The organism is Streptomyces hokutonensis (assembly GCF_042751305.1).
Taxonomy (GTDB): Bacteria; Actinomycetota; Actinomycetes; order Streptomycetales; family Streptomycetaceae; genus Streptomyces; species Streptomyces hokutonensis_A.
This window is the reverse complement of sequence record NZ_JBHYWD010000001.1, coordinates 963,022-976,045: the sequence shown is the minus strand read 5'-3', so window position 1 is coordinate 976,045 and position 13,024 is coordinate 963,022. Positions and strand designations below refer to the sequence as shown.

The window sequence follows — 13,024 nt, the reverse complement described above, 5'->3', positions numbered from 1 at the left end:
TGAGACCAGGACGACGACAGTCGACGACAGGAGCAGCCGTATGCCGGACGACGAGGAACACCAGGGCAAGGTCGCGTTCGTCACCGGGGGCGGGCGCGGGTTCGGCAAGGCGTTCGGCGCCGCGCTGTCGGCGCGGGGCGCGCATGTCGTGCTCGCGGACATCGACGGTGACGTGGCGAAGGCCGCCGCGGCCGAACTCACCGCCGCCGGAGGCAGCGTGACGGGTGTGGCCTGTGACGTGGCCGACGAGGTCGCCGTAGGGGCAGTGATGGACGAGGTCGTCGCACGCCACGGCGGACTGGACATCCTGGTCAACAACGCGGGCCTGCACGCCGCCTACAACCGGCCGTTCACGGAACTCGGCCTCGCCAAGGTGCGCCGCGTGCTCGACGTGAACGTCATGGGCGTCGTCATCTGCTCCCTCGCGGCCCAAGGGGCCATGCGGGGACGCTCCGGTGCCGCCATCGTCAACATCTCGTCGTCGGCGGCCTACGCCAACCGGAGCATCTACGGCGTCTCCAAACTCGCCGTACGCGGTCTGACGGTGTCCTTCGCGCGGGAGTTCGCCGCCGACGGCATCCGTGTCAACGCGATCGCGCCGGGCCTGATCTTCACGGACACCGTGCGTGCCCAACTCCCCGAGGCCGAGGCGAAGCGGGTGTTGGGCGAGCAGATCCTCCAACGGGAGGGCGAGGAACGGGACATCGTCGAGGCACTGCTGTATCTGGTCTCGTCGAAGGCGTCGTTCGTCACGGGGGAGACGCTGCGGGTGACGGGCGGGTTCGCGCTCTCCGTCTAGCGTCCCGAGTCGGAGTGTCCAGCGTCCCGAGTCACAGTGGCTGGAACAGCGGGCCCGGGGGCAGTGGCTCGGTGCCGTCCGGCCGGGTACGCATGCCGTCCAGCAGCATCCGCAGATAGCGGCGCCACAGGTCGGGTTCTCCGGTCTGGTCGGTGACCGCCCCCACCATCAACTGGATCTTCGGCAGATCCAGGGGCTCCACATCGGCCCGCAGCGCCCCCTGCTCCTTGGCGCGGTCGATCAGCGGATCGACAAGGGGCTTGATCCGCAGGTCGACGAGGGCGCGCCGCTGGGCCGCCTTGCCGGTGCCGAGCATGACCTCGCGCAGCCCGCGATCGTGTGCCTGGAGTTCGCACACCTTCTCCAGGCTGACCGCCAGCCCGTGCCATGGATCGGGATCGGCGACGGCTTCCCGCGCGCACGCCTCGACCCGGTCGATCATGTCCTCGAAGACCGCGTCGACCAGCTCCTCCTTGTTGGCGAAAGTCCTGCCCGTAGCGGTGCTGGGGCAGGTCATCGGTCGGCCGGTGAACTCACCGTCCGTACCCCGTACTTGGCCGGCCCATCCCCAAGAAGGGCGAAGGCCCGCGTGCCTCGTGCGCTGACATCTGCGGCGAGTTGACCGGGCGCCTCGTCGCTCTCGGTCGTGTCGCGCGGCTCCGGGAGTCGACCGCGGCAAGGAACCGCTGGGCCGTGGCGAGGAGTTCGACGCGGTCGAGGTGCCGGTGGCGGAGCGCGCCGTTGATCCGCCCGCCGACCATCCCACGTTCCGTATCGTCGGCTCCCGGGGGCTCGACCGACGGCCGGCTATGTGCTCGCGAGCGCGGAGGGTTCCGCGGCCTTCGCCGCCGCTTCCTCCTCCTCGGACTTCACGGCGCGCAGCAGCACGATCGGGGTGGCGATCTTCCAGATGAAATACACCAGCGTGGGCAGCATGTTCGCGAGGATTCCGTTCCAGGCGAACGGTCCGGTCTTGGTCAGGAAGACGAAGGCACCCGGAATGAGCAGCACGCCGAGCACCAGGTTGAGATATCCGAACCAGCGCGGGAAGACCGGCTTCGCCCGGTCGTCTACGAGTGCCGCGTATCCGATCGACCAGACCTGGAGGACGAATATGCAGGCGTTGCCGACCAGCATGAGCCAGTAGATGTCCGACATCGCGTAGAGCACGTCGGGCGAGTGGCTTTCCGGTCGGTAGGCAGCGGCGGCGAGTATCGCGATCGGGAAGAAGAAGCCGATCGGCGCGACGACACCGGTGGTGAGCTGGACCATGGACAGCAGGCCCCAGCCGCCTTCGATACGGCGCATCTGCATACTGGTCAGGACGACGAACGGGTACTCGAACGGCACGACAAGGACCATGATCGCGGCGCAGGCGAGAATGCCCGTCTGGTGGTCGGTGAGGAATTCGACGACGCCTTGCGCGTTCTCCGTCGGGTCCATCGGCGTGATGAGATGGCCGACGGAGAAAGCCACGGCGAATCCCAGCAGCAGTACAAATCCGCACCATGCGGAGATGCGTTCCAATCTGAAATGCAGGTCCTGGCGCATCAACGGAACTCCTTCGATCTCACGGCTCTTTGTGTTCTTCGCTCTCTCACCAGCCGACGAGCCTGTCCAGCAGCAGTCCCGCGCTGGACAGATAGTCGCCGTATCCACCGCGGAAGAAGAGCAGTGGGGTCTTCATCGACTCGACGCGAAGCGTGCGGACCCGTCCGACGACGAGTTGGTGATCGCCGAGTTCGACGATCTTCTCGACCGTGCAGTCGACCCACGCGACGATTCCGGCGAGGACGGGATTGCCGAGCGGGGATTCCTCCCACTCGGTTCCCTCGAAACGGTTCGGGCCGCCGGCCATCCGCCGGGACAGACGTTCCTGGTTGCCCGCGAGCGCGTTGGCGCAGAACCGCCCGGCCGTCCGGATCGTCCGCAGGGTGTTGGAGGAACCGTCCACCAGAAAGGACACCAGGGGCGGTTCCAGGGACACGGACATGAAGGTTCCGACGATCATTCCCTGTGGTTGCCGGTCGCCGTCCGTCGTGGTGATCGCGACCACGCTGGTGGGGAAGTGCCCCAGCACCTCACGGAAGTAGCGCCCCTCGACCGCGTCCGACACGGCCCCTCCTTGCTCGCCCACTCTTTTGACGTCCCGTCAGATCAGGACGCGCATCGGCTCGGGCAGCTCAAGTCCCATCTGGGCGAGGGCGTTTGCGTGGTACGCCGCCCCCGGGACGTGGATCATGTGCTGGAGCCCCACGTGCGCGTCCCGCCAGAACCGCTGGAGCGGGTTGCCGCGCCGGATCGCGTTGCCGCCGGACCGTACGAAGATCTCGTCCAGGGCGGCGACCGCCCGCCACGCGCAACGCACCTGATTGCGGCGGACGTTGGAACGGTCCTCAAGGCTGATGGGCTTTCCGGCCTCGATCTGGTCGTACAACCGGCTGATGCCGTCGATCAGTTGGACCCGGGAGGCGGCGATCTCCGCAGCGGCCTCCCCGGCGGCATACAACACATAGGGGTCGTCGCGTACCTGTACCCCGGTCACGGCGACCCGGTCCCGCTGCTGGTCCAGGTGCAGTGCGAGGGCGCCCTCGCAGATACCGACGACGGCGGCGGTGATCCCGAGCGGGAACATGGAGCTGAAGGGCAACTTGTAGAGGATGTCGGTGAGTCCGACCGCCTCGGCGGCGCTGCCCTCCTGGACCACCTCCTGCCTGATGGTGCGGTAGGCGGGGATGAACGCCTTGTCGACGACGACGTCCTTGCTGCCGGTGCCGGCGAGGCCGATGACGTCCCAGGTGCCGTCGATGATCTCGTAGTCCGAGCGCGGCAGTACGACATGGAGCACGGAGATCGGCCCCGCCGGTTTCCCCTTGCCGTCCCCGACGAGCGCGCCGAGGAAGTCCCAGCTGCAGTGGTCGCTCCCGGAGGAGAAGGGCCAGCGACCGCTGAGGACGTATCCGCCGTCGACGGGTTCCGCGATGCCGTTGGGCATGTAGGGCGAGGCGATCCAGGTGTCCGGGTCGTCGTCCCACACCTCGTGCGCGAGCCGGGGGTCCAACTGGGCCAGTTCCCAAGGGTGTACGCCGACGACTCCGGACACCCAGCCCGCCGCTCCGTCGTACCGCGCGACCGCCATGACAGCTTCGGCGAAGTCGCGGGGGTGGGCGCTGTAGCCGCCGAACTCCTTGGGCTGCAGGAGCCGGATCACCCCTGCGGAACGCAGCAGTTCGACGGTGCGGTCGCTCAACTTGCCCAGTTTCTCGTTCTGTTCGGCGAGTGCGGCCAGTTCGGGCCCGAGTTCCTCGACACGGTTGACCACTTCGTGCGTCACGCCGCACACCTCCTGCTGGCTGGTACCTCGCAAGTGCCGCACACACGCGGCGGGATGGTCCCAGTGTCATTTCCGGAACCGAGCGCCCGCTGACCGATTTCCGCTGACCGGGACTGTGGATCAGCGAGTGATGCGAGGCCGCAGCGCGGTGGTGGAGCGTCCCTTGAGGGCGGACAGCCAGACACCGGCCCCGTAGGCGAGGTCGTCGAGGCGGCGGGCGAGGCCGTAGCGGACCGGGTCCAGATCGGCCCGGTCCCGGCGGTACTCCAGGGCGATGTCGGCCAGCGCGGCCACCGCCGCGGCCCGACGCATTCTGCGGGAGGCGACACAGCCGACGACCGTGAGGGGCCACCAGTGCCGGTTGAGGAGTGCCGAGGTCTGGGCCAGCGCGGCCAGCGCGCCGTTGGCCGTGAGCCGCGCGGCGAGCCGGTGGCGGTCCCGGGTGTCGCCGAGCCGGCGGCCGATCCGGTAGGTGACGCCGACTAGGACGGCCCCGGCGACGGGCGCCGACCAGCGGCGCTGGGCGAGCAGGGCGGTGACGAGCGCCGCGCTCCACGGGGCGAACACGGCGGGGGCGATGAACTGTGGATGACGTTCGGCGAGGGGGTGGGCCCCGGTGCCGTAGACGGCCTTGCGCTGCAGCCAGTCGTCGACTCGCGTCCGGTGCTCGTGGGCCGCCTCGGCGGCCGGTTCGTAGCGCACCCGTCGGCCTCGCTCGATCAGTCGCCAGCACAGGTCGACGTCCTCGCCGACCCGCATCCCTTCGTCGAACCCCTCCGCGAGGGTGTCGATTCGCGCTACGACGCAGGCAGTTGAGGCCCAGGAGACGGGGCTGCCGGGTCGTACTCCGGCCGGGTGGGCGCCCAGGTCGAGGGAGGAGCGGGCGTTCTCGTAGCGTTCGATCCAGGTGGGGGCGGCCGAGGGCAGTCCGGTGATGCGGGGTACGGCCATGGCGACTGCGGGGTCGGCGAAGTGCCGGAGCAGGGTGGGCACGGTGTCGGGGGCCAGCACGATGTCGGAGTCGGCGAACACCACGAACGGTGTGGTGACGAGCCGCAGTCCGGCGTTGCGGGCACCTGCCGGGCCAACGTTCGTGGTCAAGGGGAGGAGTCTGGCGCCGTGTTCGGCGGCCACGGCGGCTACGGCCTTCGGGTTCCGTGACGCGTCGTCGACCACGATCACGGGTGGGCCACCGCCAACACTGCTGAGCAGCCTGGTGAGTTGGCGCGGTCGGTCGCGGACCGGGACGACCACGGTGTATCGGGGGTCGGCGGGCGGGGGCAGTGCGTCGACGACCGGATTGGCCATACCGAGGTCGAGCAGTCGGTCCGCGAGCAGCGCGCCTGCCGCGTCCCGCACCTTCAACGTCCGTCCGGTGAACAGCCGTTGGGCCCGTGGCGTCAACCGGATCAGTCGGGTCGGGAAGCCGCCGACGAGGGCCCGGCCGCCGTCCACGATCCGGGTGTGCCGGTCGAGTTCGACCAGGAAGCCGACGGGCAGCGTCATGGTCGTACGGCCTGGTGGACCGGATCGGTCAGGCGGCCCCGGTCGTCCACGCTCCAGGCGGTGATCCGGCGTACCGCTGTCGACACCATCGCGTCCATAGTCGTACGGCCCTCCCCCGCCGAGGCGCCGGTCGGGTCGCCGAGGACGCCGGACGGCGAGACGGCGCGGACGCCGTGCGCCATCAGTTCCGGGAGGAGGACGGACAGCGGCCGGGTGTCGCCGGTGACCGCCGCCGCCAACCGCACGTGTTCCGGGGCGAGATGGAGCATCACCGAGGTCTCCGTACGGCCGGCGTGCGCGTCGCCTCCAGGTATGGAGCAGCCGGTCCAGGCCACGTCGTGGCCGTCGGCGCGCAGCAGGCGGACGGCGGTGTCGAGGGTGGCGGTGTTGCCGCCGTGGCCATTGACGAGGACGATCCGCGCGGCCCACAGGGACAGTGAGCGCACCGACTCCACGAGTACCGCGTGCAGTGCTTCGTGGCCGATCGAGACGGTTCCGGGGAAGCCGGCGTGCTCGCCGCTGGCGCCGTAGGGCTGGGTCGGTGCAACCAGCGTGTCGGGGAGGGCAGTTGAGGCTCGACGGGCGACGGCTTGGGCGATGACGCTGTCGGTGTCGAGCGGTAGATGCGGGCCGTGCTGTTCGGTGGAGCCGATCGGCAGCAGGACGAGCGCGTCGGACGGGACGTCCGGCCAGGCTGCGCGGGCCAGTTCGGTCACCGTGCCGCCCGGGCGGCCGGGGCGTCGTGGTCGGAGCGGGCGCCCAGTTCCAGGCGGAAGCCCGGCGGTATCACCAGGTCGTCGGGCGTCAACTCGTGGACGGAGGAGTGCCCGAGCCCCAGTACCGCCGAGTCGAGTCCGCCGCGCAGGATGTCGAGGACGTTCTCCACTCCGGCCTGGCCGTTGGCCGCCAGGCCCCACAGGTAGGCGCGGCCGATCAGGACGGCGCGGGCGCCGAGGGCGAGGGCCTTGGCGACGTCGCCGCCCCTGCGGACGCCGCCGTCCAGGAGGACTTCGATCTGGTGGCCGACCGCGTCGGCTACGGCGGGGAGGACCCGGATGGTGGCGGGGGTGGTGTCGAGGTTGTTGCCGCCGTGGTTGGAGACGGAGAGCGCGGAGACTCCGGCGTCGACGGCCCGCCTGGCGTCGTCCACGCGGGTAACTCCCTTGAGCAGGAAGGGGCCTCCCCACTCCGCGCGCAGCCATGCCACGTCCTCCCAGGTCGGGGGCGTGGTCTGCATCCACTCTCCGTAGGCGCCGAAGAAGGTGGGGGCCTCGCCACCCGGAGGCCGCAGGTTGGGGACCGAAAGGTCGGGCAGGCGGCGGGACTTGGCGAATCCGAGCAGCCAGCCGGGGTGGGGCAGCACATCGGGGGCGAACTTCAGCATGGTCTTCAGGTCGAGCTTGTCCGGGATGGCGGGGCTCCCCCAGTCGCGGCCGTGGGAGAAGGACCAGTCGAGGGTGACGATGAGCGCCTTGGCACCGGCCGCCCTGGCCCGGTCCATGCGCTGCACCATGGTGGCGCGGGTGCCGCTCCAGTACAGCTGGTAGAAGAGGTCCGGCTGCGCTGCGGCGACCTCTTCAACTGCCTTGCTGGCAAAGGAACTCAGCCCCATGGCGACACCTCGGCTCGCCGCCGCGCGGGCCACGGCGACCTCGCCCTCGGGATGCACGGCCTGCACCCCGGTGGGCGAGATGAGCACCGGGAAGGAGATGGGCACCCCGAGCACGGTCGTGGACAGGTCCCGCTCCGCGTGGTGGCCAACCACCCGTGGTGCGAAGCCCAGTTCGGCGAAGGCCGCCGTGTTGTCGTCGATCGTACGGCCGCGTTCCGAGCCCGCGACGAGCGCGCCGTAGACCGTGCTCGGCAGCCGCTTCTTCGCTCGGCGCTGCGCTTCGGCGACCGTCTCGAACCAGGGGTTCCTGCCCATGACGTGTTCTCTTCTCTGAAGGTCCTAGGTGAGGCGCAGGCCGGCGAGCGGGTCCTCGGCGCACTCGCCGACCGGGGGCCGTTCCAGGTCCCGGCGTCGGGTGAGGACCAGGTCCACGGGCCGGCGGCGGGAGTGGTCGCCGGACGGCTTGGGGAGGTCAGCTCCGCCCTTGGCACGCTTGGCGAGTTGCTGTTCTCCGTAGCCCTGCACGCACTCGGGGTCGGGGCCGTCCAGGGGCAGGCCGGTGAAGAACTTGGCGGCCATGCAGCCGCCCTTGCAGGTGTCGTAGAAAGCGCAGGAGGCGCAGGCCCCGCCGTGCTGCGGGGTGCGCAGCCGCGCGAGGAGTTCCGAGCCGCGCCACACCTCGGTGAAGCCGCCGGGCGTGCGGACGTTGCCCGCGAGGAACTCGTCGTGGATGGCGAACGGGCAGGCGTAGACGTCACCGACCGGGTCGATCAGACAGACCACGCGTCCGGCGCCGCACAGGTTGAGGCCGGGCAGCGACTCACCGTAGGCGGAGAGATGGAAGAAGGAGTCGCCGGTGAGCACCTTGTCTCCGTGCGCCAACAGCCAGTCGTACAGCTCGCGTTGCTGGCCGGCCGTCGGGTGGAGGTCGTCCCAGACGTCGGCTCCCCGGCCGGAGGGACGCAGCCGGGTCAGGCGGAGTTGGGCGCCGTAGTGGTCGGCGAGGGCCTTGAACTCGTCCAGTTGGGCGATGTTGTGGCGGGTGCAGACGACGGAGAGCTTGAAGTTGCGCATGCCGGCGGCGGCGAGGTGTTCCATGGCCTTGATCGCCATGGCGTACGAACCCGGGCCGCGTAGCGCGTCGTTGACGTCCGCGGTCGCGCCGTCGAGGGAGATCTGTACGTCCACGTAGTCGTTGGCGGCGAGCTTGCGGGCTGCTTCGGGGGTGATGCGGACGCCGTTGGTGGAGAACTTCACGCCGACGTGGTGGGCGGTGGCGTAGTCGAGGAGTTCCCAGAAGTCGGCGCGGACGGTGGGCTCTCCGCCGCCGATGTTGACGTAGAAGACCTGCATGGCCTCCAACTCGTCGATGACCGCCTTGGCTTCGGCGGTGGACAGCTCGCGCGGGTCACGGCGGCCGGAGCTGGAGAGGCAGTGGGAGCAGGCCAGGTTGCAGGCGTAGGTCAGTTCCCAGGTGAGGCAGATCGGCGCGTCGAGTCCGGATTCGAAGAGGTCGACCAGCCGTGTTCCGGCGGCGGTGGCGGTCATGGGGTCCTTCCGACGAGCATCGAGGACTCGGCGAGGGCTGCCAACGCCCTGTCGTAGCGCGGCAGTTCGGCCTCCGGCACACCGGCCGCGAGGCAGGCGGCGCGGGCCGTGGGAGCGCCCGCGAGGGACTGGACGACGGCCAGGAGCCTGCGGTCCTTCAGGAACGTCAGCCTGCGGGTCCCGAAGTGGTAGAGCAGCGCGCCGAACGGTTCTGGGCGCACCGAGACTTGAGGATGCAGGTTGAGGGCGCGGTCGAGAGTCGGCGCGGTCATGCGGGCGGCTTAGTAGACACCGCACATGCCGTCGATGGAGATCTCCTCGATGAGGTCGTCGGCCTCGATCAACTGCTGTTCCGTGACGGGTTCCTCGGCCTTGTTCTCGTTGGCCGGGACGGTCGGTACGGCATGGAGCTCGTTCATGCGAATCTCCCTGGGCATCCGGCTGGGCATACGGGCGGCTGCGCGGTAGACAGTAATGGCACTCGGTGCCGAAAGTGAAGAGGAAGCCGCCATGATTTATTCGACCGGCCGGTCTATATCGACGCCGAGGTCCGGTTGAGCCGCCCGGACGTCATCGTCGTGGGCGCGGGCGGCAGCGGAGCCCCACTGGCCGCACGGCTGAGTGAGGACTCCGACCGCAGTGTGCTGGTGCTGGAGGCGGGGTCCGTGCCGCGCCAACGTCCGCGATTCGCAAGGGAGTTGCTGGACGCGCGACTCGTGCCGGGTGCGCAGCCCGGGCATCCCGCCATCCAGCCGTACACCGTCCACCTCACACCGGGACGGCCCTACACGGTCGTGCGGGGGCGCGTTCTCGGCGGATCGACCACCGTCAACGGCGGATACTTCGTGCGAGCCCGGCGCGAGGACTTCGAGCGGTGGTCGGCGGTGGGAGGCGCCGCCTGGTCGTACGAGCGGGTGCTTCCGCTGCTGCGTTCCCTGGAGACCGATCTCGACCACGGCGAGGACGAGTCGCACGGCGCCGAGGGTCCGGTACGGATCCGGCGTATCGACCTGCGGCACCCCGCCGCCGCGGCATTCCGGTCCGCCGCACGGGGGTTGGGGTTTCCCGAGGATCCCGACAAGAACGCCCAGGGCACACCCGGGTTCGGGCCGGTGCCGTCCAACGCCGTGGACGGGATACGGGTCAACACCGGTGCGGGATATCTGCTGGGGGCACTCGATCGCCCCAACCTGACGGTGACGGGGGGCAGTTCGGTGACTCGGGTGGTCATCGAGCGGGGCCGGGCGACCGGTGTCGTCGTCGAGCGCGACGGGCGTCGTACGAAGGTGGAGGGCGGCGAAGTCGTGCTGTGCGCCGGGGCGTTCGGCTCCGCGCAGTTGCTGCATCTGTCGGGCATCGGGCCGGGCGAGGAGTTGGCGCGTCTGGGGATTCCCGTGACCGTGAACTCCCCCGCCGTAGGAGCCCGGTTCGGCGATCATCCGCAACTGGTGCTGGAGTGGCTGCCCCGGCGGCCGCTGCCCGCGCCCGTCGGCTCCTGGCTCGGCGGCTGTCTCCATCTGTCCGCGTCGGACGGCGACCACCCGGGCGGCGACCTGGAGATTCTCCAGTCGCTCGTGCCGATGGCGGGACTGACCGGTGGCACCGCGTCCGTCCCAGGCGCGCCCCTCGCGTTCCTGGCGTCCGTGCTGTCGCCCCGGCTCGGTGGCCGACTGCGCACGGTGTCCGCCGACCCGGCCACTCCCCCGCGCATCGACTACGGATATCTGGAGACCGGCGAGGACCGGCGACGGTTGCGTGAAGTGACCCGTACCACGGCCGAGTTGGTCGCCGCCGAGGCGTTCGAGGAGGTGTCGCGCGGACTCGTGGAGCCGGGGCCGGAGGTGCTGGCGGAAGACGGGCTGCTCGACCGTTGGATCGAGGCGCGGCTCGGTACCTCGCAGCACACCTGCGGCACGGTTCCCATGGGCCCGGCCGACGATCCCGGGGCAGCCGTAGACCACTACGGGCGTGTGCACGGTGTCGTGGGCCTGCGCGTCGCGGACACGTCGATCCTGCCGACTCCGCCCCTGCGCGGTCCGGCGGCCTCCGCCGTTCTCATCGGCGAGCTCGTCGCCGACGCCATGCGGCGCGATCTGCCGTGAGAGGGGTCAGACGAGGGCCGGGGCCTGCCCCTCGAAACCGGCCGCGAGTTGCCGCAGTCCCTGGTCCAACAGGTCGGCCAGACTTGCCTGTTCGTCGGTCAGCCAGTGTTCGTAGGCGGCGATGCACGCGGCGAGGACGGTGTGGCCGATCAGCCGGGGCAGCAGGTCCGAGGGCGCCCGGTCCGTGCGTCGGGCGGCGAACTCCGTGACGAGTGTCCGCCACGACGCGTACCGCACGGTCGAGTCGGCCTGCAGCGTCGGCACCCGCAGGATGAGCGCCATGCGCTGCCGGTGCCAGGGCACCACCGCCGGGTCGAAGCGGTTGAACTCCACGACCGCGCCGCGCAGCGCGTCCATCATCGGGGCGGCCGGATCGGTGGCCGCCAACAGAGCGTCGAGCTTGACCAGTTCGGCCGCGAAGTCGCCCCACACCAGATCGTTCTTGGAGGCGAAGTAGCGGAAGAAGGTGCGGCGGCCGATGCCTGCCGCGGCGGCGATGTCGTCGACGGTCGTACGGTCGAAGCCGCGCCGCGCGAACAGCTCGAAGCCCACCCGTTCGAGGACGGCCCGCGAGGTCGCGGGCGGGCGGCCCGTTCGGGTCGGTCGCTGTTCGTTGTCGCCGTTCGCACCATCCACAGCGCACATCATGCACAGGTGCGGGGGTCGGCGTGGTCCTCGACCACCCGCGTCCCCCTGGCCGCGACCCTGCGCAGGTGGCGCTTGCGGAGTCGTTCGGGCCCGCGACGGCGCTGCTGCGCAACGGTGCCGAGTTGGTCACCGCGACCCGCTGGGTGCTGCCGACCAGCTTCGCCTCTGCTGTGGGCGGCGCTCACCTGCGTCGTCGTATGACCGCGATTGCCCTGCCGCCCGGTCACAGCCGGACGATGATCAGGGCCGTGTCGTCGGTGGCGCCGCCGTGCGGGAGGAGTTCGAGGAGTACGGCGTCCGCGAGGGCTTCGGGGTTGGTGTTCCGGTGGCGGACGAGGGAGTCGGCGAGGCGGACCAGGCCTCTGTCGATGTCCTCGTGGCGGCGTTCGATCAGGCCGTCCGTGTAGAGGGCCAGGGTGGCGCCGGGTGAGAACGCGATGCCGGCCTGTGGCCTCGGTGTCGGGGCGGGACGGGCGTCGAGGGGCGGATCGGTGGCCCGGTCCAGGAACTCCACGCGGCCGTCCGGATGGACCAGGACGGGCGGTGGGTGTCCGGCACTGCTGTAGGTGATGGTGTGGTCGTCGAAGTCGACGAAGGTGGTGACGACGGTGGCGGATTCGGCGCCGTCGACGACATGGGCGTAGCGGCCCAGGACGTCGAGGGCCTGGGCGGGGCCGTCCGCGACCCGGGAGGTGGCGGTCAGGGCGCTCCGCAGCTGGCCCATGACGCCGGCGGCGGCCAGTCCGTGGCCGACGACGTCCCCCACGGACACGCCGATACGGTTGCCGCCGACCAGGTCGACCACGTCGTACCAGTCCCCGCACACGTTCAGGGAGCCGACGGCGGGCCGGTAGCGTACGGCGATCTGGTGGCCCGTGCTCTGTCGGCTGGTGGGCAGCATCGCCTCCTGGAGGACGAGGGCGACCTCGCGTTCACGGGCGTGGGCGCCGCGCAGGCGTTCGTTGACCTCCTGCAGTTCGCGGGCGCGGGTGTACAGCTCGGCCTCCAGCACCTGGGCGCGACCGCCGCCGGAGCGGCCGCGGGCCCGGATCAGCTCGGTGACCTCCTCGACGCGGTGGACCAGCAGGACGACCTTGCCGTCCGGGTCGAGGAGCGGTGTGTTGACCGGGCTCCAGTAGCGCTCCTCCCACTGCCCTGGGCAGGCCGCCGACTCGACGTCGTACCGCTGGAGGGCCATGGTGTCCCGCTCGCCGGTGGCGACGACACGGCGCAGCGAGGTCTCGAGGTTGCGCATGCCGGTGGCGGCGGGGTCGTTCGGATTGTCGGGGAACACGTCGAAGAGGAAACGTCCGACGACCTGCTCGCGGGTGCGGCCGGACATGCGCAGGAACTCCTCGTTGGCGTCCGCGTACACCAGGTCGGGTGTCAGCAGCGCCACCATGCCCGGCAGCCCCTGGAACACCGCCGCGTAGTCGATCGTCGCGTGCATCATGGCCCTGCCACCCATCACCGCC

14 protein-coding genes are annotated in these 13,024 nt (G+C 70.4%); 2 read left to right on the top strand and 12 right to left on the bottom strand.

The features are described 5' to 3' along the window. Nucleotides 1-40 precede the first annotated feature (40 nt). Nucleotides 41-799: an SDR family NAD(P)-dependent oxidoreductase gene (locus tag ACFXC1_RS04530; protein WP_381238614.1), complete on the top strand. Its 759-nt coding sequence runs from the start codon at nucleotides 41-43 to the stop codon at nucleotides 797-799. Between the two features lie 31 nt (nucleotides 800-830). On the opposite strand, the gene ACFXC1_RS04525 is transcribed toward ACFXC1_RS04530, so the two are convergent. The 10 genes from ACFXC1_RS04525 to mftA all read right to left on the bottom strand — a co-directional run bounded on the left by ACFXC1_RS04525 (nucleotide 831) and on the right by mftA (nucleotide 9,218). Next, the gene (locus ACFXC1_RS04525) at nucleotides 831-1,316 is read right to left on the bottom strand and encodes a TetR/AcrR family transcriptional regulator (protein ID WP_381238612.1); all 486 of its coding nucleotides are present in this window, start codon (nucleotides 1,314-1,316) and stop codon (nucleotides 831-833) included. 290 nt (nucleotides 1,317-1,606) lie between these two features. After that, nucleotides 1,607-2,350 (bottom strand): hypothetical protein, encoded by a 744-nt coding sequence (locus tag ACFXC1_RS04520; RefSeq protein WP_381238609.1) that lies wholly within the window; start codon nucleotides 2,348-2,350, stop codon nucleotides 1,607-1,609. Between the two features lie 46 nt (nucleotides 2,351-2,396). Continuing rightward, nucleotides 2,397-2,915 carry a flavin reductase family protein gene (locus ACFXC1_RS04515; RefSeq protein WP_381238606.1) on the bottom strand — a complete coding sequence of 173 codons (519 nt, stop codon included), beginning with the start codon at nucleotides 2,913-2,915 and terminating at the stop codon, nucleotides 2,397-2,399. A 36-nt stretch (nucleotides 2,916-2,951) separates the two neighbouring features. Further along, nucleotides 2,952-4,133, bottom strand: a complete 1,182-nt coding sequence (locus tag ACFXC1_RS04510) for an acyl-CoA dehydrogenase family protein (protein WP_381238603.1) — start codon at nucleotides 4,131-4,133, stop codon at nucleotides 2,952-2,954. A 120-nt stretch (nucleotides 4,134-4,253) separates the two neighbouring features. Continuing rightward, a complete protein-coding gene (mftF, locus tag ACFXC1_RS04505) occupies nucleotides 4,254-5,639 on the bottom strand; it encodes a mycofactocin biosynthesis glycosyltransferase MftF (protein ID WP_381238601.1) in 1,386 nt (461 codons plus the stop codon). Further along, complete coding sequence (mftE, locus tag ACFXC1_RS04500) at nucleotides 5,636-6,355, bottom strand: mycofactocin biosynthesis peptidyl-dipeptidase MftE (RefSeq protein WP_381238598.1); 720 nt, start codon at nucleotides 6,353-6,355, stop codon at nucleotides 5,636-5,638. The genes mftF and mftE overlap by 4 nt, the downstream gene beginning before the upstream one ends. After that, complete coding sequence (mftD, locus tag ACFXC1_RS04495; protein ID WP_381238595.1) at nucleotides 6,352-7,566, bottom strand: pre-mycofactocin synthase MftD; 1,215 nt, start codon at nucleotides 7,564-7,566, stop codon at nucleotides 6,352-6,354. Before mftD ends, mftE begins: the two co-directional genes overlap by 4 nt. A 24-nt stretch (nucleotides 7,567-7,590) precedes the next feature. After that, a complete protein-coding gene (gene mftC, locus ACFXC1_RS04490) occupies nucleotides 7,591-8,799 on the bottom strand; it encodes a mycofactocin radical SAM maturase (protein ID WP_381238592.1) in 1,209 nt (402 codons plus the stop codon). Then, the gene (gene mftB / locus ACFXC1_RS04485; RefSeq protein ID WP_381238589.1) at nucleotides 8,796-9,071 is read right to left on the bottom strand and encodes a mycofactocin biosynthesis chaperone MftB; all 276 of its coding nucleotides are present in this window, start codon (nucleotides 9,069-9,071) and stop codon (nucleotides 8,796-8,798) included. The genes mftC and mftB overlap by 4 nt, the downstream gene beginning before the upstream one ends. Before the next feature lie 9 nt (nucleotides 9,072-9,080). Further along, the gene (gene mftA / locus ACFXC1_RS04480) at nucleotides 9,081-9,218 is read right to left on the bottom strand and encodes a mycofactocin precursor MftA (protein ID WP_381238586.1); all 138 of its coding nucleotides are present in this window, start codon (nucleotides 9,216-9,218) and stop codon (nucleotides 9,081-9,083) included. A 135-nt stretch (nucleotides 9,219-9,353) separates the two neighbouring features. Here mftA and mftG point away from each other — a divergent pair, with 135 nt between their 5' ends. Next, entirely contained in the window at nucleotides 9,354-10,901 is a 1,548-nt protein-coding gene (mftG, locus tag ACFXC1_RS04475; RefSeq protein WP_381238583.1) for a mycofactocin dehydrogenase MftG, read from the top strand. Between the two features lie 6 nt (nucleotides 10,902-10,907). On the opposite strand, the gene mftR is transcribed toward mftG, so the two are convergent. Together mftR and ACFXC1_RS04465 are read right to left on the bottom strand one after the other, a co-directional pair. After that, the gene (mftR, locus tag ACFXC1_RS04470; RefSeq protein ID WP_381238580.1) at nucleotides 10,908-11,537 is read right to left on the bottom strand and encodes a mycofactocin system transcriptional regulator; all 630 of its coding nucleotides are present in this window, start codon (nucleotides 11,535-11,537) and stop codon (nucleotides 10,908-10,910) included. A gap of 235 nt (nucleotides 11,538-11,772) precedes the next feature. Continuing rightward, the gene (locus tag ACFXC1_RS04465; protein WP_381239449.1) at nucleotides 11,773-13,002 is read right to left on the bottom strand and encodes a PP2C family protein-serine/threonine phosphatase; all 1,230 of its coding nucleotides are present in this window, start codon (nucleotides 13,000-13,002) and stop codon (nucleotides 11,773-11,775) included. Nucleotides 13,003-13,024: the final 22 nt, after the last annotated feature.

Bases quoted from the DNA above. Each gene is read 5' to 3' on its own strand.
- ACFXC1_RS04530 (WP_381238614.1), top strand. From the start codon at position 41: ATGCCGGACGACGAGGAACACCAGGGCAAGGTCGCGTTCGTCACCGGG.
- ACFXC1_RS04525 (WP_381238612.1), bottom strand. From the start codon at position 1,316: ATGACCTGCCCCAGCACCGCTACGGGCAGGACTTTCGCCAACAAGGAG.
- ACFXC1_RS04520 (WP_381238609.1), bottom strand. From the start codon at position 2,350: ATGCGCCAGGACCTGCATTTCAGATTGGAACGCATCTCCGCATGGTGC.
- mftF (WP_381238601.1), bottom strand. From the start codon at position 5,639: ATGACGCTGCCCGTCGGCTTCCTGGTCGAACTCGACCGGCACACCCGG.
- mftD (WP_381238595.1), bottom strand. From the start codon at position 7,566: ATGGGCAGGAACCCCTGGTTCGAGACGGTCGCCGAAGCGCAGCGCCGA.
- mftC (WP_381238592.1), bottom strand. From the start codon at position 8,799: ATGACCGCCACCGCCGCCGGAACACGGCTGGTCGACCTCTTCGAATCC.
- mftB (WP_381238589.1), bottom strand. From the start codon at position 9,071: ATGACCGCGCCGACTCTCGACCGCGCCCTCAACCTGCATCCTCAAGTC.
- mftA (WP_381238586.1), bottom strand. From the start codon at position 9,218: ATGAACGAGCTCCATGCCGTACCGACCGTCCCGGCCAACGAGAACAAG.
- ACFXC1_RS04465 (WP_381239449.1), bottom strand. From the start codon at position 13,002: ATGATGCACGCGACGATCGACTACGCGGCGGTGTTCCAGGGGCTGCCG.